Consider the following 23,154-nt stretch of genomic DNA (forward strand, 5'->3'; position numbering starts at 1 on the left):
TTACAGCCGGCTCGCGACCTGGTCGTCCATCAGCTTTTCCGCTTCCGGCACCTGCGCGGCGACCTTCTGAAGCGTCGGGAGAATGTCCTCGACGCGATCAGCGGTGAGAACATCGACCCACAGGTTGGCGCGGATGAATTCCGTCCGCTTCATGTGATCGATCAGCACGAGCAGGGGATTCCAGAATCCATCGATATTCGCGAGCAGGATCGGCTTGCTGTGGCGGCCGAGCTGCGACCACGTCATCTGTTCGACCAGCTCCTCCAGCGTGCCGACACCACCGGGAAACGCGACGAACGCGTCGGAGTGCTCGAACATCAGTTGCTTGCGCTCGTGCATGTCCTTGGTGACGATGAGCTCTTGCGCGTCCTTCAGGACGTGCTCCCGCTTCGTCAGGAAGGTGGGGATGATGCCGGTGACCTTGCCACCATGAGCCAGCGCGCCGGCCGCAACTGCACCCATCAGGCCGATGGAGCCGCCGCCATAGACCAGACCAACGCCGTTTTCGGCAAGGGTCTTGCCGAAAGCTGTGGCTGCATTGACGAATTCGGGATTGGTGCCGGGGCCGGAACCGCAATAAACACAGACATTCTTGATAGTATTCATCTTATGCGATGTGGCATCGCATTGCGACATCGTCAAGACGCGTATCCTGCGGCGCACAGTCGATTGTTTCTTGAATCGCGATATTTAAGGAAAACCACCCCCGGGCAGGGTGCGAAAAGGGCGGGAACGCTCTATATAACGCCTATGACTCCACCATGCGACATGGCGGCATGCGCCGCCCTCGGCCGCGTCAGGCAGCCCCAAGGCGACCCACGCTAAAATGGCCGACCTCTATCCCGCCGGACCCGCGGAGGCGCCGAAAGACGCCCAGCCGTCCCCTGATGTAACTGCCGAGAAAGCTACGCTGTTCGGAACGCTGGCGCATCTGTGGCCGTATATCTGGCCGGGCGATCGTGCCGATCTGAAGATGCGCGTTGTCTGGTCGATGGTGCTGTTGCTCATCGCCAAGATCGCGACGCTGTTTGTCCCCTTCACGTTCAAATGGGCCGTCGATGCGCTGACCGGCGCAGACACCGCGCCTGTGCAATCGTCGAACTGGGCGCTGTGGTTGATCGCGTCTCCGCTCATCATGACGCTCAGTTATGGCGCCATCCGCATTGTCATGATGGTGCTGACGCAGTGGCGCGACGGCCTCTTTGCCAAGGTGGCGATGCATGCGGTGCGCAAGCTTGCGTTTCTTACATTCGTTCATATGCACGAGTTGTCGCTGCGCTTTCATCTGGAGCGCAAGACCGGTGGTCTGACCCGTGTGCTGGAGCGAGGACGTACCGGCATCGAGACCATGGTGCGCATGGTCATCCTTCAGCTTGCGCCGACCATTGTCGAATTGGCTCTGATGATGGGCGTGCTGCTCTGGCAGTTCGACTGGCGTTACGTGCTTGTGACGTTCGTCACCGTCGTCGTGTACATGCTCTACACCTACTACGCGACTGAATGGCGGATCGAGATCCGCAGGCGGATGAACGATTCCGACACCGAGGCCAACACCAAGGCAATCGACTCGTTGCTCAACTACGAGACGGTGAAGTACTTCAGCGCCGAGGAGCGTGAAGCGCGTCGCTACGACAAATCCATGGAGCGCTATGAGCGCGCCAGCGTTCATACCTACACATCCCTCGCTGTGCTCAACACGGGCCAGGCTGTGATCTTCACGTTCGGCCTTACCGCAACGATGCTGATGTGCGCCCTCGGAATCCGCAACGGCACGAATACGGTGGGCGATTTCGTCATGATCAATGCCATGATGATCCAGCTTTATCAGCCGCTGAATTTCATGGGCATGGTGTACCGCGAAATCAAGCAGGCGATCATCGACATCGAAAAGATGTTCGGCGTGCTGTCGCGCAATCCGGAAGTGAAGGATGTTCGCGGCGCGGAGCCGTTGCAGATTTCAGCAGGCACGGTTCGTTTCGAGGATGTGAAGTTCGCCTATGACCCGGACCGGCCGATTCTGAAGGGTCTTTCGTTCGAGGTGCCCGCGGGGAAGACCGTCGCGATCGTTGGGCCGTCGGGTGGGGGCAAGTCGACCATCTCCCGCCTGCTGTTCAGGTTGTACGATGTCAGCGGCGGCAAGATCACCATCGATGGTCAGAACATTCGTGACGTCACGCAATCGTCCTTGCGTGCCTCCATCGGCATGGTGCCGCAGGACACCGTGCTGTTCAACGACACCATCCGTTACAACATCCGCTACGGCCGGTGGGATGCAACCGACGCAGAGGTCGAGGCCGCCGCGACGATGGCGCAGATCGACGGCTTCATCCGCATGTCGCCGGACGGTTATGAGACCGAGGTCGGCGAGCGCGGACTGAAACTGTCCGGCGGCGAGAAGCAGCGGGTCGCGATTGCGCGCACGATCCTGAAGGGGCCGCCAATTCTGGTGCTCGACGAGGCGACATCGGCGCTCGACAGCCATACGGAGCGCGAAATCCAGGATCAATTGGAGAAGGTTGCGCGCGGCCGAACGTCGCTGGTGATTGCGCACCGGTTATCCACCATCGTCGGTGCCGACGAAATTATCGTGCTGGATCAGGGCCGCATTTCGGAGCGCGGCACTCACGCGCAGCTTCTGGCGGCAAACGGCCTTTACGCCAGCATGTGGAACAGGCAACGTGAGGCTCAGGAAGCGCGGGAAAAGCTGGCCATGATGGCCGACGAGAACATCGCGCCCAATCGTGCGCCGCCGCCGGTCGACGATCCGCTGGCTGCGCCGGAAGCCGCCGAATAGTCTTAGGTCCAATTCAACGCAGGTTCTTGAACGCATGTCCGTCGTTAAGTCCATTCGCGACCAGCTTCCGCCGATCCATCCGGAGGGCTACCCGTTCATCGGAGCTTTTGCCTTCGCAAGCCTGATCCTGTTCTGGATCTGGACGCCGCTCGGCTGGATCGGGGCCGGATTGACAGTCTGGTGCGCTCTGTTCTTTCGCGATCCGGTGAGGGTGACGCCGGTACGTGAAGGTATCGTGGTGTCGCCGGCCGATGGCCGGGTCTCGATGGTTGTGCAGGCTGTGCCGCCGGCCGAACTCGGTCTCGGCGACAAGCCGCTGCCGCGCATTTCGATCTTCATGAGCGTGTTCAACTGCCACGTGAACCGCAGTCCGGTGGCTGGCCGTATCGACCGCATCGCCTACCGTCCCGGAAAATTCCTCAATGCTGATCTCGACAAGGCGAGCGAAGACAACGAGCGCAACTCGCTGGTCATCTCGACGCCGGCTGGCCGGATCGGCGTGATCCAGATCGCGGGGCTGGTGGCCCGGCGTATTGTGTCGTTCGTAAAGGAGGGGCAGGTCCTCGGAGCGGGCGAGCGTTTCGGGTTGATCCGCTTTGGCTCGCGGCTTGACGTCTTCCTGCCGGAAGGCGCCAAGGCGCTGGTGTCGGAAGGCCAGACGGCCATTGCGGGCGAAACCGTGCTGGCCGACTTCAAGCTTGGCGACGGCGGCCGCAGCTACCGGGTGGATTAACCAAGCCCGCGATCATCCTCCTGCCGTTTCGCCACAATGGCGAAGCATTGAGGGGATTGCTATATAAGGGCTTATGGACATGCCATCCGATCCTAGAACGCCTGATCTGCGCCGCCGCCGGTTTCGCCAGATTCCGATCCGGATGCTTGTACCCAACGTCATAACGTTGCTGGCGATCTGTGCGGGTCTGACTGCGATCCGGCTGTCGATCGAAGGCCGCAACGAACTGGCGCTTGCCGCGATCGTGTTCGCGGCGGTGCTCGATGGCATCGACGGCCGCGTGGCGCGTATGATCAAGGGCCAGTCGCGGTTCGGTGCGGAACTCGACAGCCTTGCGGACTTTGTCAACTTCGGCGTTGCGCCTGCGCTCATCCTGTATTTCTGGCAGTTGCACGATCTGAAGAACGTCGGCTGGATCGCCGCGATGATCTTTGCAATCAGTGGTGGTCTGCGGCTGGCGCGGTTCAATGCCACTATGGACGATCCGAACAAGCCCGCCTTCGCCGGAAACTATTTTACCGGCGTTCCGGCGCCGCTGGGCGCACTTTGCGTGTTGTTGCCGATGTATCTGGTGTTCATTGGCGCGCCTCAACTGCCGGCCCCGATTACGGCAGTGTTCACCCTGGCCATCGCATTCCTGATGGTGTCACGGCTGCCGGTGTTCTCCGGCAAGATGATCGGCGGCAGGATCGCACCCGACATGGTTCTGCCGGTCGTCGTGCTGGTGGTGTTGTTCATCGCCGTCTTGATCAGTTATCCGTGGCATCTTTTGACCGGCGGCTCGCTGATCTATTTGCTCAGTCTGCCCCTTGGATGGGCGTCCTACAGGGCGCACGAGCGCCGCGCACGAGAGGCTGCTGTCGCGGCCACAAGCGAACCACGCTACGCAAGTCCTGCGACCGGGGATTTCAACGTCGTAACCGATCCTGTTGAAGATGACCGGCCGCCGCGGCTGAATTGAGCGTAAGCCTGCTGGTCGGGCGCGCTTATGGTTAACGAATTCCTGAGATTTTTCACGATTGCATCCATCAGACTGCGGATAATCGCTCCAATATTCGCTGTTTGAGCCAGATTTTGCCGTGTTCACGGCAATCTTGTCGCAAGCCAGCATCAATTCGATAACCTTTACCCGAACTTAATTGCACCGACGCTAGTGTTCCAATGCGCGCTCAGAACGGGCCGCGCCGTGTTGTTGCGTCGGAGTTTGAAATGGATATCGCCACCGGGGCAGGCCTGCTCGCTGGTATTGCTGTTCTCGTCACCCTGATCCTGATGGGCGGCGATTTCCGGATTTTCTACGACATTCACGCCATCATCATCATTGGAGGTGGCTCGTTTGCCGCAACGCTGATCCGTTTTCCTTTTGTTGCCATTCTTCATGGCATGCCGATGGGGCTGAAGTACGCGTTCACGATGCGGCAAACGACATCGCGCGAACTGGTCGACGAACTGGCGCAACTTGCGGAAGTCGCCCGGAAGCAGGGACCCGTGGGCCTTGAAAAAGTTGAAACCGATGATCCGTTCCTTGCCAAGGGAATCCGCTACGTAGCCGACGGCTACGACATGGATTTTATCCGCGACAACCTTGAGCGCGACCGCGACAATTTCCTGATGCATCTCGACGAGGGACAAAAGATTTATCGCGCCATCGGCGACTGCGCGCCGGCCTTCGGCATGATCGGCACCCTGATCGGCATGGTGCAGATGTTCTCGAACATGTCCGATCCGTCGAAGCTGGGTCCTTTCATGGCGGTGGCGTTGCTCGCGACGCTGTACGGTGCGCTTGTTGCGAACCTGTTCTGTTTGCCGATCGCCGACAAACTGCATGTCAAACTGACGGACGAAGATACCAATCGCACCCTGATCATCGATGGAATCCTGATGATCCGCGACGCGAAGTCGCCGACGCTGGTCCGCGAAATGCTGCTGGCCTATCTGCCTGAAAAGCATCGCCATGAAGAGGGCGAGCCGGTTCCGGCTTGATCTTTCGCGCTGACGTAAGGCGGCATAGGCCATGGCCAAGAAAAAGAAGGGTGCAGCACACGGGGGAGGTCACGGCTGGTTCGTGACCTTCGCCGATCTCATGGCGCTCCTGATGAGCTTCTTCGTGATGCTTGTCGCGTTCTCAACCCAGGATCAGCAGAAGCTCAAAATCGTTGCCGGTTCGATGCGGGATGCCTTCGGCGTCCAGAACGCATCGCGCTTCTCGGGCCTCATCGAGTCCGATGGTTTGCCGACACGTCCCAAGATGCGGAACGTTGCGCACATTCCGCCGGAAGAGGCTTCCAACAATCCGACGCCGGATCAGGAAGACAAGAACAAGACGGCCGGCGCGCGCATGAAGACCGACCGCGAATTCGCGCTCGCCTCCGCTTCGCTGCGCCAGGCGTTGCAGGATCTGCCGGAGATTTCCGAGCTGTCCAAACACATCATGTTCGAGGAGACCAAGCAGGGGCTCAACCTCGAAATCGTCGATCAGGACGGCCGGTCGATGTTCGCCGATGGGTCCAAACAGCCGCTGGAACGGACCCGGCGCCTGCTTCAGAAGCTAGCGGCGCCGCTCAAGGCCACTCCGCTGCGCGTCGCCATTGTTGGCCACACCTCGGCCGGCTTCCTGCCAACGCGGTCCGGATATGACGGGTTTGATCTGTCCGCGGACCGCGCCAACGTCGTTCGCCAGATCCTGGAGCAGGAAGGCTTGCCGGCCTCCCACGTGTTCTCTGTCGCGGGCAAGGCCGATACCCAGCCGTTGTTTCCAGACGATCCCTCGCTGGCCGCAAACCGGCGCGTGACCATTACGTTGATGCGGGAGGACCCGCCGTTGCCTCCTAATCTGAAACCTTGATTTGGGCGTATTATTATACCTTTGCTACAGCGCGGGTTCCCTGTGGATGCGTCGCAGTGGACTTCGGATGTGGGTGATATAAGAAGCGCCACTCAGAAATGATCGCCGGGCTTGCCGGGATCAAAAGACACCGTCAGGGCGTTCCTTCGATCATGGCTGCCAGCGTTTCATCTGCCGATACGCCCCAAGAGGTGCCGGTAACAACCGGATTTTGGGCCCTCACTCTTGGAAGCATTGGTGTGGTGTTCGGGGACATCGGCACATCGCCTTTGTATGCCTTTCGCGAAGCCGTCCACAACGCCACCCATGGCGGCCCCGTCTCGCGGGAGATCGTGCTCGGTGTTCTGTCGCTAATCCTTTGGTCGCTGATCGTCGTCGTCACCATCAAATACGTGCTGCTCCTGCTGCGCGCCGACAACAACGGTGAAGGTGGAACGCTATCGCTGATGGCCCTCGGCCAGCGCGCGCTGGGACGGCGCAGTTGGGTGCTCCTGGCGCTTGGCGTGATCGGGGGCGCGATGTTCCTTGGCGACGCGATGATTACGCCGGCCATTTCCGTGCTTTCCGCGGTCGAAGGTCTGAAGATCGCCGCGCCAGCGCTTGAGCACTATGTCGTCCCGCTGGCGATTGTGATTCTCGTCTGTCTGTTTGCTCTGCAAAGCCGTGGAACCGCCATGGTCGCCAGCGCCTTCGGTCCCGTCATGATCATCTGGTTCCTGACCCTTGGCGTGATGGGACTGATGCACATCAGCGACGATCCCGGCATCGTGCACGCCATCAACCCCATATTTGCCGTCCAGTTCTTGCTGACACACGGTATGATCGGGCTGGTGATTTTGGGTGCGGTGTTTCTGGCCGTGACCGGCGGCGAGGCGTTGTACGCCGACCTTGGTCACTTCGGCCGCAAGCCAATTCAGGCCGCGTGGTTTTATTTCGTTCTGCCGTGCCTGCTGCTGAATTATTTCGGCCAGGGCGCTTTGGTTCTGGCGCATCCGGAAGCCATCGAAAATCCATTCTATCGCATGGTGCCGGAGAGCGTGCTGGTGCCCCTGATCTGTCTTGCGACTGCGGCAACCGTCATCGCCAGCCAAGCGGTGATCACCGGTGCATTCTCACTGGTGCGTCAGGCCATTCAGCTCGGACTGCTTCCCCGGTTTGAGGTTCGCTATACGTCCGAAACCCACGCCGGGCAGATCTATCTGCCGCGGGTCAATATGATGCTGCTGATCGGCGTGTTGTTGCTCGTCGGACTGTTCCGCACGTCCAGCAATCTGGCGTCGGCCTACGGCATCGCAGTGTCCACCACCATGGTTTGCGACGGCTTGATGTGTTTCGTCGTGATCTGGAAGCTGTGGAACTGGCGCGCCGCAACTGCGGCCGCGCTGATCGTGCCTCTGGTGATTGTCGATCTGACCTTCCTGACCGCAAATCTCCTCAAGCTGCTTCAGGGCGCTTGGGTGCCGGTGTTGTTCGGGATTTTGATGGCTGGTCTGGTCTGGACGTGGCGCCGCGGTACCGTGATCCTCATCAACAAGACCCGGCGCACCGAAGTGCCGTTAGGCGATCTCATCAAGAGTCTCGAAAAACGGCCGCCGCACATCGTGAAGGGCACCGCTATTTTCCTCACCAGCGATCCCGCATACGTTCCGACCGCCTTGCTGCACAACCTCAAGCACAACAAGGTTCTGCACGAGCACAACGTCATATTGACCATCCACACCGCCGAGACACCGCGTGTCGACGTGGCCGACCGCGTGCGGATGGAGAAGATCAGCGACAAGTTCTCGACCGTCCGGCTCACCTTCGGCTTCATGGAGTCACCGAACGTGCCAAAGGCGCTGGCAATCGCGCGCAAGCTCGGCTGGCAGTTCGACATCATGTCGACGTCGTTTTTCGTGTCCCGACGCTCGCTAAAGCCTTCCGCCCAATCCGGTATGCCGCTGTGGCAGGACCATCTGTTCATTGCCATGAGCCGGTCCGCGAACGATGCCACCGACTATTTCCAAATTCCGACCGGGCGCGTGGTGGAAGTTGGCACTCAGGTAACTATCTGATTAGTCTTGTTAAATCCAGATCTGCCCTGGATGGTATATGCGTTTAGGACATGCCTGTGGCATGAAAACAGTTTAACGTGTGCGCGAAGCGCGGGGTATAGGCCTGCTGCGCTGCAATTGTGCAGTGAATTTCGAGGCAATTTTCCTGATGACCGATACGACATCAGCCGCGGCGGACACGCCGGCGGCAAACGGACATGGTGAGACGCATTCCACCGCGTCCTTCAAGGGACTGATGCTTGGGAGTATCGGCGTTGTCTACGGCGATATCGGCACCAGCCCGCTGTACGCGTTCCGGGAAGCTGTGACAGCAGCCGGCGCGACGGCCGCGACGGCCAGCACGCAAGCCGTGCTCGGCGTATTGTCGCTGATTCTATGGGCCCTTATTGTCGTGGTCACGCTCAAATACGTGGTGATCCTGCTGCGCGCCGATAACAACGGCGAGGGTGGAACGCTTGCATTGATGGCGCTGGCGCAGCGCGCGCTGGGCACCAGCGGCGGCGTTGTTGTTCTGCTTGGCATCATCAGCGGTGCGCTTTTCTACGGTGATGCGGTCATCACGCCGGCGCTGTCGGTGTTGTCTGCGGTCGAAGGCATCAAGCTCGTGACGTCCGCGCTCGACCACTACGTCGTTCCTATCACGATTCTCATTCTCGTCGCATTGTTTGCTGTCCAGTCGCGCGGCACGGCCCGCGTCGCCGCTTTCTTCGGCCCTATCATGTGTATCTGGTTCGCCGTTATGGCGATGGCGGCGCTTCCATTGATTGCACAACAGCCAAGCGTGCTACTCGCATTCAATCCCGTATATGCGGTTTCATTCCTGCTCAATCACGGGATCATTGGTCTGGTCACGCTCGGTGCGGTTTTCCTCGCCGTGACCGGCGCCGAAGCGCTCTATGCCGATCTTGGTCATTTCGGCAAACGTCCCATCCAGACGGCATGGCTGTTTCTGGTGTTACCCTCGCTGGCGCTGAACTATCTCGGGCAGGGCGCACTGGTCATCGGCAATCCTCACACGATCGAAAATCCGTTTTTTCTAATGTTTCCTGAATGGGCGCTGGTTCCGATGGTTGTGCTCGCCACGGTCGCGACCGTGATCGCGAGCCAGGCCGTCATTACGGGGGCTTATTCTTTGACGCGGCAGGCCATTCAGCTTGGTCTGATGCCACGTTTCGAGATCACTCACACATCCGAAGCGCATTCAGGCCAGATTTACATTCCGCGTGTCAACACGCTGCTGCTTGTTGGCGTTCTGATGCTGGTCGTGATGTTTCGCTCTTCCAGTTCGCTGGCGTCGGCCTACGGCATCTCGGTCACTGGCACGATGGTGGTCACGGCGATGATGGGTTTCGTCGTCATCTGGAAAGTGTGGAGGTGGTCACCGTTCGCTGCGGCCGCTTTGATCTTGCCGTTTCTAGCGATCGACCTGACATTCCTGACGGCAAACCTGCTCAAGGTTTTCGAAGGCGGCTGGGTGCCGCTGGCGCTTGGCGGCGCGGTCATGCTTTTAATGTACACGTGGCGGCGCGGGAGCAGGCTGCTCTATGAAAAGTCGCATCGGCAGGAAATTCCTCTCACCGATCTGATTACGATGCTGGAGAAGAAGCCGCCGCAGCGCGTGCCCGGCACGGCTGTCTTTCTGACAAGCAATCCGGATTATGCTCCGACCGCACTGATGCACAGTCTGAAACACTACAAGGTGCTGCATCAGAAGAATGTCATTCTCACCATCGAGATCGCGTCGACACCGCGCGTGGATATCGCAGAGCGGGTACGGCTAGAGGATGTCGGGGAGATGTTCTCCAAGGTCACGCTTAGGTTCGGTTTTATGGAATCGCCGAACGTTCCGAAAGCGCTCGCCATTGCCCGTAAGCTCGGCTGGCAGTTCGACATCATGTCGACATCGTTCTTTCTGTCCCGCCGCGCCTTGAAGCCCGCTGCACAGTCCGGAATGCCGCGCTGGCAGGATCATCTGTTCATCGGCATGAGCCGTTCGGCGAACGATGCCACGGACTACTTTCAGATCCCGACCGGCCGTGTGGTGGAAGTCGGCACGCAGGTCACGATTTAGGGATAACCGGCGTCCCGCGAAGCTTGATTTTCTTGTCACAAAAAGAGAGGTTGTGCGCCGTTCGCGCTCAATCTTGGGGGCCGATCTTTTGGATGACCCTCGTGGAGGTCGATGTGTCACAGGCTGAGAAAGTTCACGATTTGACGGCGGAAGAGGTGGCCGCCGGAATTGCGCAGGGGCGCTATCTCCTGATCGATGTGCGTGAGCCGAATGAGGTCGCGGCCGAGGCCTATCCGGACGCGGTGGTCCTGCCGCTCTCGACGTTCGATCCGGCCGAAATTCCCGATCCTCAGGGCAAGACGGTGGTTTTTGCCTGCCGGTCCGGCAAGCGTTCGGTAACGGCATCATTGGCCGCTCAGGCGGGCGGCAAGCCGTACGACTCGCATCTCGCGGGGGGCATGCTGGCGTGGAAGGCTGCCGGACTGCCGTCCAAAACAGGCGGCTGATCCTCGTGAACCGGATTTTTGCGGACCTGCCAAACACCATTTTTGACGTTATGTCGCAGGCTGCACGCGACCTCAACGCGATCAATCTCGGCCAAGGCTTCCCGGAAGATCCTGGTCCGCTCGATGTTAGGGAGAAGGCCGCCGACGCCGTCCTGAACGGCTACAACCAGTACCCCTCGATGATGGGGATCCCGGAACTGCGCCAGGCCATCGCCACCCATTATTCGCACTGGCACGGCTTGCAACTCGATCCCATGAGCGAGGTGATGGTGACGTCGGGCGCCACCGAGGCGCTGACAGGATCGATCCTCGGCCTCGTGCAGCCGGGCGATGAAGTGCTGCTGTTCCAGCCGATGTACGATTCCTATGTGCCGATCATCCGGCTCGCGGGTGGCATTCCCAAGTTTCTGCGCCTTGAGCCGCCGCACTGGCGGCTCCCTGAAGAGGCGATCCGCGCTGCCATTACTCCAAAGACGCGTTACGTCATTCTCAACAATCCGCTGAATCCGGCTGCCGTGGTCTATCCGCGCGAGGACCTCGAGATGCTCGGGCGGATTTGTCAGGAGCATAACCTGATCGCCATTTGCGATGAGGTCTGGGAACATGTGGTGTTCGACGGCCGCGAACACATTCCGCTAATCTCAATTCCGGGTATGCGTGATCGCACGGTGAAGATCGGATCGGCCGGGAAGATTTTCGGCCTGACCGGCTGGAAGATCGGTTTCGTCTGCGCCGCGCCGCATATCCTGCGTGTGCTTGCGAAGGCGCATCAGTTCATCACCTTCACGACGGCGCCCAGCCTCCAGGTTGCAGTCGCCTACGGCCTCGGCAAGCCGGATGATTATTTCCTGCAAATGCGGGCGGATCTGGCGCGCAGCCGCGATCGTTTGAGCAAAGGTCTCGCCAGCCTTGGATTCCCGGTGCTGCAATCGCAGGGGACCTATTTTCTGAATGTCGATCTTGCGCCGCTTGGATTGAATGAAAGCGACGTGGCGTTCTGCAAGCGCATTGTGCATGAGCACAAGGTTGCCGCCATTCCCGTGTCGGCCTTCTACGAAGAGAACCATGTCACGTCGGTCGTGAGATTCTGCTTCTCGAAGAAAGATGAAACGCTCGACACGGCGCTTGAGCGGTTGACGCACGTTCTTCACGGTTGAGGAGAATACGGTGATTGCTGGTGGGAAAAGGGGGCTGATCCTTGCTGCAATCGTTGCAGGTGGTCTTTTGGCTTGGACGCCACTCGCGCAGGCGCAGCAGCGCAGCGTGAATTTCTACAACTGGTCGAACTACATGGCGCCCGGCGTCCTCGAACAGTTCACCAAGGAAACCGGGATCAAGGTCACTTACGACACGTTCGATGCCAACGAGACTGTCGAGACGCGGCTCCTAGCGGGCAAATCGGGTTACGACGTGGTCGTACCGACGGCGTATTTCCTGCAGCGTCAGATCGCGGCCAACATTTTCCAGAAGCTCGACAAGACGAAGCTGCCTAACCTTGCCAATGCATGGCCAGAAGTAACCAAACGCCTTGCGATTTATGATCCCGGCAACGCATTTGCCGCCAATTACATGTGGGGCACCACCGGCATCGGCTACAACGTCAAGAAGGTGCAGGACATTCTCGGCGCTGACGCCAAGATCGATTCATGGTCGGCTGTTTTCGTTCCCGAGAACCTTGCAAAGTTCAAGGATTGCGGCATCCACATGCTGGATTCCGCAGATGATATCCTGCCGGCCGCGCTGAACTATCTTGGCCTCGATCCGAATTCGACCAAGCAGGCTGATCTTGAAAAGGCTGCCGATCTTGTCAGCAAGGTGCGGCCTTATGTGCGCAAGTTTCACTCATCAGAGTATCTGAACGCACTGGCCACCGGCGAAATCTGTTTCGTTGTCGGCTGGTCGGGCGATATCAAGCAGGCGCAGAGCCGCGCGGCGGAAGCCAAGAACGGCGTCGAAATCGGATATGCTATTCCGAAGGAGGGGGCGCAGATGTTCTTCGATAATTTTGCGATCCCTGCGGACGCGAAGAATGTCGCCGAGGCCCACGAGTTGATCAACTACCTTTACAGGCCGGATGTCGCTGCCAAGAACTCGGATTTCCTGTCTTATGCCAACGGCAATCTTGCCAGCCAGAAGCTGATCGATCCGAAGGTCATGAATGACAAGACGGTTTATCCGGACGAAACGACTTTGAGCCGCTTGTTTGTGATCACGGCGCGCGATCCGGCGACCCAGCGCATCATCAACCGGCTATGGACGCGGGTGAAGACGGGTCGCTAATCACCGCCACCGGCGGTGGAGCCAGAGCCATTGTTCGGGATGTTCGCGGACCCATCCCTCGATCACGCTGTTGATGGCCTGCGTGGTGGCTTGAACGTCGATCTTGCCTTCGGCATCGCGTACCGGCGTCACCTCGTCTGACACCTCGATGCGAAAGCGATGGTTTGGGAGACGGATGATGCGCACGCCGTGGATCGGTACTTCGATCTGCCGCGCAAGGCGCGCGAGCAATGGATTGGCTTTCGTCTTTCGTCCAAAGAATGTGACATCGACGCCCCGGCCGAAGTGCTGGTCTACCAGCATGCCGACGTGGATGCCGTTCTGCAGGGCCTGTGCTAGCCGCAACGGTGCGTCATGGGTGGTGGCGACCATCGTGCCCATGTTGACGGCACGAATGTCCTGGATCGCGCGATCGACAGCGGCGATGTTTGGGCGGCGGAACAGTACAGCGGATTCGAGACCGTAGGCCGGAGCGGCGAGGGCCGGCAATTCCCAATTGGCGAGGTGGGACGCGAAGATCAGCGCGCCCTTGCCGTCGTCGCGAAGCGCAAGAAATTTCTCTATGCTGCCGGGAGCAGGCTCGATACGTCCACTCTCCCAGTTCTCTGGATTGAGATCCCAGAGGTGGTCGATATGCGCGAACTCTGCGCCGACGCGGCCGAGATTCTCCCAGACGCCCATCAGGATCGTATCGATCTCGGCCGGTGATTTTTCAGGGAAGGCCGCTGTCAGGTTCGCGCGGCCGATCTTATGCTCCCGCAGCCAGGGACCGATTGTCCGCGTGACCGAGCCGAAGAAATTCGCGGTCTTGTCGGGATCGAAATAGCGGGTCGCGCGCAACAGTCCGACCGCAATCGCGCCGACGATGGCCCCTGTCACAGGCTTGAGCGCGTCGCGCAGAATAGCCCTGGTGCGGAGGAACAGGCGGCGCATCACAGTGTGACGATGATCTTGCCGAACACCTGCCGGCTTTCCATTCGCTTCAACGCCGTCTCAACATCGTCGATCGGCGCTTCGGTGTCGATGACGGGCTTCATGCCGGCGGCCATTTTGTCGAGGCTCTCGGCGATGTTCTTGATGGTCGCGCCGAACGATCCGAAGATGCGGTACTGCTGCTGGAAAAGCTGCATCAGGTTGATCGTGGTGGTCGGCCCCGAGGTTGAGCCGCAGGTGACCAGCCGTCCGCCGCGCTTCAGGACCAGCAGCGAGCCGTTGAAGGTATCTGCGCCGACATGCTCGAACACCACGTCGACACCTTTTTTCCTGGTGATCTTCCGCGTCTCGCCTTCGAAGCGATCCTTGCGATAGTTGATGACATGGTCCGCGCCGAGCGCTTTCACGCCTTCAATCTTGGAGTCGTCGCCGACCGTGGTGATGACGGTGCAGCCGATGGCTTTTGCCATCATGATTGCGACGGTGCCGATGCCCGAGCCGCCGGCATGGACGAGCACGGTTTCGCCGGGCAGCAATTTTGCGTTGTCGAACAGCATGTGCTGCACGGTCGAGTAGGCGATCGGAGCGCAGGCCCCGTCGCGGTCCGAGACGCCATCCGGAACGGGAATGACCAACCGCTCGCTGAGGTTCATCAGCTCGCGCGCAAAGCCGTCGACATGAAATCCCATGATGCCGGCAACGTTCTCGCAGAGATTGTCACGGCCGGCCTGACATGCGGGGCAGGTGCCGCAGGTCAGCGCGCCGTACATCACGACTTTCTGTCCCGGCTTGAAGCGGGTCACGCCGTCGCCGATGGCTACAATCTCGCCGGAGGCTTCCGCGCCGACCACAAGCGGCAGCTTGCGCTTGGCGAAAGCCATGCCGCGATAGCCCCAGACGTCGATGTGGTTGAGGGCGACCGCCTTGACGCGGATCTGCACCTCGCCTGTGCCGGGCGGCGGGGGCGGGGGTATATCCGCGACCACCAGCTGGCGGTCGGCAACAAGACTGAGCGCACGCATAAAGGCGTCCTGAAAGGCTGATTTACTTGCAGATTTGGACGTGGGTATCGCTGGTTCGACGGAGGGCGTCAACCGCCGAACACCCGGGCCGGGAGCCTTTAGACGGGCTCGCGGGCCAGGATCAGGGACGCGTTCTGACCGCCAAAGCCGAATGAGTTCGACATCACTGCTGTCACGCGCGCATCGCGCGCCTTGTTCGGAACCACATCGAACGGGATTGCCGGATCGGGCACGTCGTAGTTGATCGTCGGCGGAATGCGCTGGTTTTCCAGCGTGAGCAGCGAGAACACGGCTTCCACCGCGCCCGCAGCCGAAAGCGTATGTCCGATCATCGACTTGTTGGACGAAACCGGAATCTGCTGTGCGCGATCGCCGAACACCGTGGAGATGCCAAGATATTCCATCTTGTCGTTCTCCGGCGTGCTGGTGCCGTGGGCATTGATATAGTCGATCTGCTCGATGCCCATGCCAGCATCGGACAGTGCGTTCTTGACGCAGCCGACGATCGGCTTGCCGTCAGGGCTCGAACGCGTGCGATGGAATGAGTCGGCGAGCTCACCGCATCCAGCGACGATGCCGAGAATCTTCGCGCCGCGTGCAGTGGCGGCTTCAAGGCTTTCCAGCACCAGCGCACCGGCGCCTTCCGCCATGACAAAGCCGTCCCGATTCTTCGAGAACGGGCGTGCCGCCGCATGTGGCGGTTCGTTGTTGGTGGACAGTGCGGACAGAAGTGAGAAGCGAATAAGCGCCTCGGCGTTAACTGACCCGTCGGTTGCGACGCACAGCGCGGCATCGGTTTCGCCGCGGCGGATCGCTTCGACACCGAGCTGGATCGCGGTCGCGCCGGAGGCACATGCCGTCGACAGCGAAATCGGAGATCCCTTGGTGCCGAAAGTCTCGATCAGATGATCGGCGACGGAGCCGAACAGAAAGCGGCGGTGCAAGCCGGTGAAACGGCCGTTACCACTGGCCTTGAGCAGCGCGTCGTAATCGATACCCGCGCTCATCCTAGTCGCGCGGGCGATGTCGTTGCGGGGTTCCCATTCGAGTTCGATAGGGGCGACCGCCAAAAAAAGCGGGCCGGGGAAGTCACCCTTGCTACCGATGCTGGACTGCGCAACGGCTTCCTCGACGGCGACGTCGGCCAGCCGCTCGGAGAGCGTTGTCGACGAAAAGGGTTCGACCGGGATGAAGTCGACGGTGCCGGCTATTGTCGTCTTGAGGCCGTTGGTCGGGAAACGGGTAATGGTCCGGATGCCGGACTCGCCTGCGGTCAATTTGGCCCAGTTGTCGGACTTGCCCGCGCCAAGGGATGTGACAACACCCATGCCGGTGACGACTACGATGGGTCGTCCGAACTTGTCGCGAGTCGTCGTCATGGTTTTTCCCCGCTTAGACGGCCTCAACCAGCGCCATGCCTTCGCCGCGCCAGTGACCGGCCCCGATTACCACAATCTGGGATGGCGCCTTGGTCATTTCAATCTCGACGCCGGTTTTATCGTTCGGCGGAAACAGCGCACCGCGCGAGATCGACAGCGCCGCGAGCGCCAGACCGAGCGGGAACTGAGCCTCTACGACATGGCCGAAAGAAGTGGCGGTGCCGCGCGCAGGGATGTTGCGGTGCTTGTCGAGAAATGCACGCTCTTCCGCGGTCACGGGCGCCGCGCCGGTTGCGCCTGTGATAATCGCGCTGTTTTCGCCGATCGCCCCGATCTTTGACCACAGTCCCTCGAGGACTGCCGTCACGGCACCGGGGTTCTTGCGCCGTGCATGGTCGGAAACGACCTTGGTCAGCTTTGCATAAGGCTTTGCGCCGCGCGCCTGGGCGTGTTCTTTCGACTCGATGACGAGGAACACGCCGCCCGCACCGAGTGCGAAGCCATTGTCGCGCTCCCAGACAGGCATAAACTTGTTCTTCAGGTTGAAATCGCCGAACTCGTAGAGCATCAGCATTTCCTTGCGCTCGCTGTTCTGGGCAGCGCCGACAAGGGCAATGTCGCTTTGTCCGTCGAGGATGCGCGCCAGTGCGATACGTGCCGCATCAACGCCTGCGGCTTCCTCGCCCATGAAGGTCCGGGATGATCCGGTGACGCCGTGAACGATGGCTATGTTGCCGGCGAGGAGGTTCGAAAGTTGCGCCAGGAACAGGGTGGGGCGCAGATCGTTCATCAGCCGTTCGTTGAGCAGGGCCGGGTCGGCGTTGCCCTGGATGTTGGCGTTGACGATCGAGGAATCCACCGCGAGGTCGCGTTCGCCACCACCTGCGGCAACGATCATGTCCATGCGCGAGAGGATCTCGCTATTGCCCTTCACGCCGGCGGAGTCGAGTGCGAGACCTGCTGCATACGTACCGATGCGCTGCCACGCTTCCATCTGGCGCTGGTCACCCTTCTTGGGGATCTGCCCGTCGAAGCTCAGTTTGGTCATCGGATGGACGATGTAGGGCGCGAAGGTTGTCTCGTCGACGTTGATCGTCTTGGCGTTAAGCGCGTCCCAATGCGCATCCAGCCCTTCGCCGAGCGATGTAGCGAGGCCGATGCCCGTGATCCAGGCTTCGCGCGGTCCGCCTTTTGATGAAGGGATCTCAGTCATGAGCGATTGCCTGTTGAGGAAAGCCGATACGCTTCGCCATCGCTTCCATATGCACGCGCAAGTCCGGGTGAGGGAATGGCGTATGGCGGAAAGTTAGTGTCGCGTTGCATTTCAACTTGCCACCGATACGGACGTTAGCGTCGGTGACAGCGAAACCCGAGCCGTCATGAACGAGGCTCGCGTTGATCGTTAGCAGCTCGCCAGGCTTCACGAAGTCGCGCATCTTGGCTTCCTTGACGCTGGCAAGGAATGGCATGCGCTCGAACTTCAGGAGCGCGATCAGGAGCCACCCGGACGTCTGCGCCATCGTCTCGGTCAGCAGCACGCCCGGCATCAGCGGATAGCCGGGGAAGTGCCCCTCGAAGACGGTACTGGTTTCGGGGACCTGCGACTCGACCGTAATCGTCCGCTTACCGACGTCGAGGTCGGTGATGCGGTCAACCATCTGGAAGTATTCGAGCTGCATGGCAGGGGCGTCAGGCACCCTTGGCGGCGACCAGTTCGTCGATGCGCGCGCTGAGGTTCTTCAGGACAAAGTACTGCTCGGTCGTGGCCTTGCCGTCGTTGACCTCCTGCGTCCACTTCTCCAGCGGCAGCTTGATGCCGAAGGCCTTGTCGATGGCGAAGGCGATATCGAGAAAGTCGAGGCTGTCGATGCCCAGATCGTCGATCGCGTGGCTTTCCGGGGTGATCGTGTCGCGAGGAATGTCGCACGTTTCCGCAATGATCGTGGCGACCTGATCGAATGTAGACGACATGCTAAACCTTTGAGATTTTTGAGGTAAATGCCATTTCTGGCATGGGGCGCTGGGCTCGAAACCGTGCCACAAGCCCCTTTGGACGGGTTGAACCCCGTATATCGGAGCCATGATCCGAGTTCAATGGCGCAACGTGACAGCGAAATGACCCGTTTCCGACCCTAGTTGTGGCGAATCGGATCGGTTTTCTGTGCTGAGATGTGTGCGCAATCCCGTCGGCCCATCAGGACGCAGTCCTGCGTGTTCCGGAGATCGGCAAGGGTCATGGCGAGCCAGATGCCGGCCCCCGTCAACGCTGCTGTAAAGGCAATGGCAGCGGCATTCGCGATCATGCGATGACGATAGTCGTCGGGACTTTCGTTCGCCCGTTCGTAGCGGGACAGGTCGGGCGCGAGTTTGCCGGCCGGATTTGCCGTCGGGGACCGTGCCCGTGTGCGCGGGCGGAATTTCAGCACGCGATGATCGCCGTCAGTCATGAAAGACAGTCCAAATCAGCAAAGGTATCCTAAGTCGGTCGCACAACTATATCTTCGGCGAAGTAAGGTATTCCTGTGATACCGAAAAGAATAGGCCGGAATCGATCCAGCCGAGTATCGGCCCGAAGCACGGTCGTGGCCTGTAAAATAATGCCTCGAAAGTGATGTTATCGGGCCGCGCTTCTTTGCTCGGGGATGGCTAAGGTCTGGGAACCTCCACCGGAGTGCCGTCCAATGGCCAACAAACGCGAACCGATCCTTGAGCCCGTTTCAATACTGTCCCTGCGGCCGACCCAGATGACCGTCGGCATGCGGGAGGTCGGCGAGAAGCGCAAGCGATGGCGCACTCACAAATCGAAGAAGAAGGCCGAGCTTCTGGGGCGCCACATGATCCCGGTCGTAGTCGGGCCCGACAAGCGAAACTATGTGATCGATCATCACCACCTGGCACGCGCGCTTCATGAGGAAGGTGAAAAAGAAGTCCTCGTCTCGGTGGTCGCTGACCTGACGATGGTCGATCCGAAAGCGTTCTGGATCGTGCTCGACAATCACCGGTGGGTTTATCCTTATGACGCGAAAGGCGAGCGCCGTAACTACAGGGATTTGCCGAAAGACGTGACTGGCTTGAAGAATGATCCATTCCGAAGCCTTGCAGGTGAATTGCGCCGGGCCGGTGGCTTCGCAAAGGATACAACGCCATTCAGCGAGTTCCTGTGGGCGGACTTCCTGCGCCGGAGAATGTCGCGCAAGACGGTCGACAATGATTTTGCAAAGGCAATCGAGCAGGCGCTGTCTCTCGGCAAGAGCAAGGACGCGATTTACCTGCCGGGCTGGTGCGGTCCCGCGGACGACGACTAGGATCCTGCGATCTCAACGAAATCGCGCCGCTAATTCGGCGGCGGTTCGTCAGGGCTGCCGCGAAGAGCACGATGGAGCGCGCGCTCGAAGGGGCCGCCAAAGGCGAGGACGATAAGCGCAATTGCGAGGGCGATTGTCACCAGCCGCCATTGTCCGAGACCGCACACGATTCCAATACAGGCCGTGAACCACACGCAGGCTGCGCTGGTCAGTCCTCTTACCTTTGCCTGCTCGCTGTGAACGATGACCCCTGCGCCGAGAAAGCCGATGCCGGTGAGTAGTCCCTGGATGACGCGGCTGGTTGCATCGGATAGCCGGCCGGCTTCCAGAGCCACCGGATTGGCGAGCAGGACGACGGTTGCAGTGGCGAGACCCACCAAGCTCAGCGTGCGCAGGCCAATCGGCTTTCCATGCAGATCCCGGTTCAGGCCAATGACGCCGGAGGCGACCGTCGCGACCCCGAGCCGTAAAATGATGTCCCACCAGTCAAGCAACGCAGTCGCCTTTCTGAACAGGCTGATCAGGCCTTCGGCACGCGGCCCATCATATAGAATTCGTCGTTGGGCCGCATCTCTGTAACGCTGGCCATCCGGTTCGACAGGGCAAAGAACGCTGCAATCGCCGCAATGTCCCAGATATCGTCGTCGCTAAATCCGTGGCCGTGCAACACCTCGAAGTCCTGCGCCGATGTTTTTTGCGATTCCAGGCAAACCTTGACCGCGAAATCGAGCATGGCGCGCTGCCGGGGCGTGATGTCGGCTTTGCGGTAGTTGTTGGCGATCTGATCCGCGATCAATGGATTCTTCGCACGAATGCGCAGCACGGCGCCGTGCGAGACGACACAGTAATGGCACTGATTGGCGGCGCTGGTCGCAACCACAATCATTTCGCGCTCGGCCTTGCTCAGGCCGCCGTCCTTTTCCATCACCGCATCGTTGTAGGCGAAAAAGGCCCGGAATTCGTCCGGACGATAGGCCAGCGCGAGAAACACATTCGGCACAAAGCCCGATTTCTCCTGCACGCCGAGAATGCGCGTGCGGATGTCGTCGGGCAGCGAATTCAGGGCAGGAACGGGAAAGCGGCTGATGGCAGGCATGGTCATGTCAGGTCCGATGCAGAAAGTGGGAGCGTCACGGGACAACCATAGTCGAGGACAACCCTCGCGCAAAGCTGATGCTGTGCACGGCTGTCCCGCGGAGGGCCGCGATCAGCGCAAGGGCTTTTTCAGTAACGAGAAGCGATCGGGATCGAGACCGAGCGAGGGCTGCAGCATCGGCGCTTCCGGTACGCGGGGAACGGGACGCTCCGCGATGCCCCGGTCGAATATTGGATCGTTCGGCGTTTCGCGATGGGATGTCGCGCCGCGCCATCGCTCCAGCACCGAGCCGACAAAGGTGATGTCGTGGCCACTGAGTGCCGAAGGCGTGGTCGCGATGGTCGCTTCGCTGCGCGGCAATTGATGCGCCGGAACCTCTTTGAAGCGCAGCCGGGTCGGGAGAGCAACGCCTTCGCCGAACGCTAGCACTTCGCGCGTTCCGAGCGAGGGCACGAACGACAGAAGGTTTGCGGCGGCATCGGAAACTGCGGAGCGCAACAGCATCTGGTCACGCTCGTTTGCAAGTCGCATCGCAAACAGCGTGTTGCACTGGGAGATGATCGTTGCGTCGAGTTCGGCGGGGCGCTGCGTCACCAGCGCAAGATAGACGCCGTATTTGCGGCCTTCCTTGGCGATGCGCGACACGGCCTTGCGTGTCGGTCCGAAACCTACGCCGCGATCCGCGGATGCATAGCGATGTGCTTCCTCACAGACGAACAGCATCGGTGACGCGCCATCGCTCCACAATCCGAAATCGAACGCCATCCGGCACAGCACGGACACGACAGAGTCCACGACTTCCGCCGGGAAGCCAGCGAGCTGCATGACCGTCATTGGCCGGCCATTCGCCGGCATGCGAAACAGGAGGCTGATAACCTCGGCCATCGTATCGCCGCCGACGTTGGCATTCTCGAACATGAAGGCGTAACGCGGATCGTTCTTGACGGTTTCGATACGCGTAATCAGCTTGTGATAGACGATACGGGAGGAGCGGTTTTCCAGTTTGCCCATGCGCTCGTCGATCAGCGAAATCAGATCGACCAGCCGATATGGTACCGGCGTATCGGCCGTGTAGCCGACGGTCTTGGCGTCGACGCGTTTCAGGCCAAGGCGATCCGTGTTTTGGTATTGTGTATAGGTCGCCTTTGCCACCGGAATGAGTTCGATGAGAACTTCGAGTTCTTCTGGAACGCCGGGGCGCCCGCCGAAGATGACGTCGACGAATTCCTCGAAATTGAAAAGCCAGAACGGCAGCTTGAGATTCCGGGGATTGAGAACGAGCGCCTTGTCGCCGAAGCATCGGCCGTATTCGTTATGCACGTCGAGCAGGAACACGCGCAGGTTTGGCCGTACGCGCAGAATTTCATTCAGCAGCAACGAGACACCGCTGGATTTACCGACGCCGGTGGAGCCCAGTACCGCAAAATGCTTGCTCAGCATGTCCTCGACATCGACATAGGCGATAACGGACGGATCCTGTTGCAGCGTGCCGATGTTGATCTGCTCGGCCTTTGACGGCGCGTATACAGTCCTCAGTTGCTGGTTGGTCAGGACGTCCACCATGTCGCCGATTGTCGGGTAGCTGGTGACGCCTCGCTGGAAGCGGCCGGAAGGGCCAGTCCCGATTTCCCCCAAAAGGTCGACCGAGGCGATAGCGATGTAATTGTCGGTTGCCGGCAGGTTTTCGCGGCTGACCTCGGTGATCATCGCAACGATGATAGTGGTAGCGGTCCGGATACCGAAAAATTGGCCGACAGTGGCGCGGACGTTGGCATCATTGATCTGGCTCGTCGCCATAAGACCGACGCGTGCCTGCGAGCCGCGTACCGAAATGACGCGCCCGAGCGAGGCTGGCTGCGGAGAAGTCAACATAGAGAGGTGTAGCCTGTCTTAATGGGCCGAATTTCTCCCGATTGTACAAAGGCTTGTTGCAGGAATGTTAAACGGTCCGGAAGAACTCTTCCGATTCCCAAAGGTGGTTGTCGGCAGACGCTGCAACCGCTGAAATCCCGTGGTGGGGTAAGGTCCCGTAGTTCAAGGGGTATTTTCGTCCTGACAGACCGAGCCGTTCAGTTGCCTCTCGAATGCGATTAAGCCTTTGTTTACCTTGGATTAATGGATGGCATCCGGCACCCGGCCAGGGACCGGCGGTCATCTTCCGAGCGCCGTGATCAGGGGATAGGGAAAGGCAGGGGT

Annotated in this window: 22 protein-coding genes; 11 read left to right on the forward strand and 11 right to left on the reverse strand. The window is 59.9% G+C overall.

Annotated elements, in window-relative coordinates:
* The gene (locus tag AC1Q67_RS18195; RefSeq protein WP_024574521.1) at positions 1-606 is read right to left on the reverse strand and encodes an LOG family protein; all 606 of its coding nucleotides are present in this window, start codon (positions 604-606) and stop codon (positions 1-3) included.
* Between the two features lie 220 nt (positions 607-826).
* On the opposite strand from AC1Q67_RS18195, the gene AC1Q67_RS18200 reads away from it, so the two are divergent.
* From AC1Q67_RS18200 to AC1Q67_RS18245, 10 genes are all read left to right on the forward strand, one after another.
* The gene (locus AC1Q67_RS18200) at positions 827-2,794 is read left to right on the forward strand and encodes an ABCB family ABC transporter ATP-binding protein/permease (protein ID WP_492236897.1); all 1,968 of its coding nucleotides are present in this window, start codon (positions 827-829) and stop codon (positions 2,792-2,794) included.
* A complete protein-coding gene (locus AC1Q67_RS18205) occupies positions 2,772-3,527 on the forward strand; it encodes a phosphatidylserine decarboxylase (protein ID WP_492237166.1) in 756 nt (251 codons plus the stop codon). Before AC1Q67_RS18200 ends, AC1Q67_RS18205 begins: the two co-directional genes overlap by 23 nt.
* A gap of 73 nt (positions 3,528-3,600) precedes the next feature.
* Entirely contained in the window at positions 3,601-4,488 is an 888-nt protein-coding gene (gene pssA / locus AC1Q67_RS18210) for a CDP-diacylglycerol--serine O-phosphatidyltransferase (RefSeq protein ID WP_492236896.1), read from the forward strand.
* A 248-nt stretch (positions 4,489-4,736) separates the two neighbouring features.
* The gene (locus tag AC1Q67_RS18215) at positions 4,737-5,510 is read left to right on the forward strand and encodes a motility protein A (RefSeq protein ID WP_024574525.1); all 774 of its coding nucleotides are present in this window, start codon (positions 4,737-4,739) and stop codon (positions 5,508-5,510) included.
* A 31-nt stretch (positions 5,511-5,541) separates the two neighbouring features.
* Positions 5,542-6,372 carry an OmpA/MotB family protein gene (locus AC1Q67_RS18220; protein ID WP_029659630.1) on the forward strand — a complete coding sequence of 277 codons (831 nt, stop codon included), beginning with the start codon at positions 5,542-5,544 and terminating at the stop codon, positions 6,370-6,372.
* Between the two features lie 152 nt (positions 6,373-6,524).
* Complete coding sequence (locus tag AC1Q67_RS18225) at positions 6,525-8,426, forward strand: potassium transporter Kup (protein ID WP_492236895.1); 1,902 nt, start codon at positions 6,525-6,527, stop codon at positions 8,424-8,426.
* Between the two features lie 148 nt (positions 8,427-8,574).
* Positions 8,575-10,497 carry a potassium transporter Kup gene (locus AC1Q67_RS18230; RefSeq protein WP_492236894.1) on the forward strand — a complete coding sequence of 641 codons (1,923 nt, stop codon included), beginning with the start codon at positions 8,575-8,577 and terminating at the stop codon, positions 10,495-10,497.
* A 92-nt stretch (positions 10,498-10,589) separates the two neighbouring features.
* Positions 10,590-10,943, forward strand: a complete 354-nt coding sequence (locus tag AC1Q67_RS18235; RefSeq protein ID WP_051358656.1) for a rhodanese-like domain-containing protein — start codon at positions 10,590-10,592, stop codon at positions 10,941-10,943.
* A 5-nt stretch (positions 10,944-10,948) separates the two neighbouring features.
* Complete coding sequence (locus AC1Q67_RS18240) at positions 10,949-12,100, forward strand: aminotransferase (RefSeq protein WP_492236893.1); 1,152 nt, start codon at positions 10,949-10,951, stop codon at positions 12,098-12,100.
* Positions 12,101-12,137: 37 nt separating this feature from the next.
* A complete protein-coding gene (locus AC1Q67_RS18245; RefSeq protein WP_492237165.1) occupies positions 12,138-13,223 on the forward strand; it encodes a polyamine ABC transporter substrate-binding protein in 1,086 nt (361 codons plus the stop codon).
* On the opposite strand, the gene AC1Q67_RS18250 is transcribed toward AC1Q67_RS18245, so the two are convergent.
* From AC1Q67_RS18250 to AC1Q67_RS18280, 7 genes are all read right to left on the reverse strand, one after another.
* A complete protein-coding gene (locus tag AC1Q67_RS18250; RefSeq protein WP_492236892.1) occupies positions 13,224-14,156 on the reverse strand; it encodes a lipid A biosynthesis lauroyl acyltransferase in 933 nt (310 codons plus the stop codon).
* On the reverse strand, positions 14,156-15,178 hold the full coding sequence (locus AC1Q67_RS18255; RefSeq protein WP_492236891.1) for a zinc-binding dehydrogenase: 1,023 nt from the start codon (positions 15,176-15,178) through the stop codon (positions 14,156-14,158). Before AC1Q67_RS18255 ends, AC1Q67_RS18250 begins: the two co-directional genes overlap by 1 nt.
* A gap of 98 nt (positions 15,179-15,276) precedes the next feature.
* A complete protein-coding gene (locus AC1Q67_RS18260; protein WP_492236890.1) occupies positions 15,277-16,557 on the reverse strand; it encodes a beta-ketoacyl-ACP synthase in 1,281 nt (426 codons plus the stop codon).
* A 13-nt stretch (positions 16,558-16,570) separates the two neighbouring features.
* Complete coding sequence (locus AC1Q67_RS18265; protein ID WP_492236889.1) at positions 16,571-17,770, reverse strand: beta-ketoacyl-ACP synthase; 1,200 nt, start codon at positions 17,768-17,770, stop codon at positions 16,571-16,573.
* Positions 17,763-18,236 (reverse strand): 3-hydroxyacyl-ACP dehydratase FabZ family protein, encoded by a 474-nt coding sequence (locus tag AC1Q67_RS18270; RefSeq protein ID WP_492236888.1) that lies wholly within the window; start codon positions 18,234-18,236, stop codon positions 17,763-17,765. The genes AC1Q67_RS18265 and AC1Q67_RS18270 overlap by 8 nt, the downstream gene beginning before the upstream one ends.
* Before the next feature lie 10 nt (positions 18,237-18,246).
* Positions 18,247-18,528 (reverse strand): acyl carrier protein, encoded by a 282-nt coding sequence (locus AC1Q67_RS18275; RefSeq protein ID WP_002711294.1) that lies wholly within the window; start codon positions 18,526-18,528, stop codon positions 18,247-18,249.
* A gap of 161 nt (positions 18,529-18,689) precedes the next feature.
* Positions 18,690-19,004 (reverse strand): hypothetical protein, encoded by a 315-nt coding sequence (locus AC1Q67_RS18280; protein WP_492236887.1) that lies wholly within the window; start codon positions 19,002-19,004, stop codon positions 18,690-18,692.
* Positions 19,005-19,238: 234 nt separating this feature from the next.
* Here AC1Q67_RS18280 and AC1Q67_RS18285 point away from each other — a divergent pair, with 234 nt between their 5' ends.
* Entirely contained in the window at positions 19,239-19,862 is a 624-nt protein-coding gene (locus tag AC1Q67_RS18285) for a ParB-like protein (protein ID WP_492236886.1), read from the forward strand.
* Positions 19,863-19,891: 29 nt separating this feature from the next.
* On the opposite strand, the gene AC1Q67_RS18290 is transcribed toward AC1Q67_RS18285, so the two are convergent.
* From AC1Q67_RS18290 to AC1Q67_RS18300, 3 genes are all read right to left on the reverse strand, one after another.
* On the reverse strand, positions 19,892-20,356 hold the full coding sequence (locus AC1Q67_RS18290) for an MgtC/SapB family protein (protein ID WP_024574540.1): 465 nt from the start codon (positions 20,354-20,356) through the stop codon (positions 19,892-19,894).
* A gap of 26 nt (positions 20,357-20,382) precedes the next feature.
* On the reverse strand, positions 20,383-20,964 hold the full coding sequence (locus tag AC1Q67_RS18295; protein ID WP_492236885.1) for a peroxidase-related enzyme: 582 nt from the start codon (positions 20,962-20,964) through the stop codon (positions 20,383-20,385).
* A 105-nt stretch (positions 20,965-21,069) separates the two neighbouring features.
* Positions 21,070-22,830: an ATP-binding protein gene (locus tag AC1Q67_RS18300; protein ID WP_492236884.1), complete on the reverse strand. Its 1,761-nt coding sequence runs from the start codon at positions 22,828-22,830 to the stop codon at positions 21,070-21,072.
* Between the last annotated feature and the right edge of the window lie 324 nt (positions 22,831-23,154).

Source organism: Afipia sp. GW823-FHT06G09 (assembly GCF_058794875.1).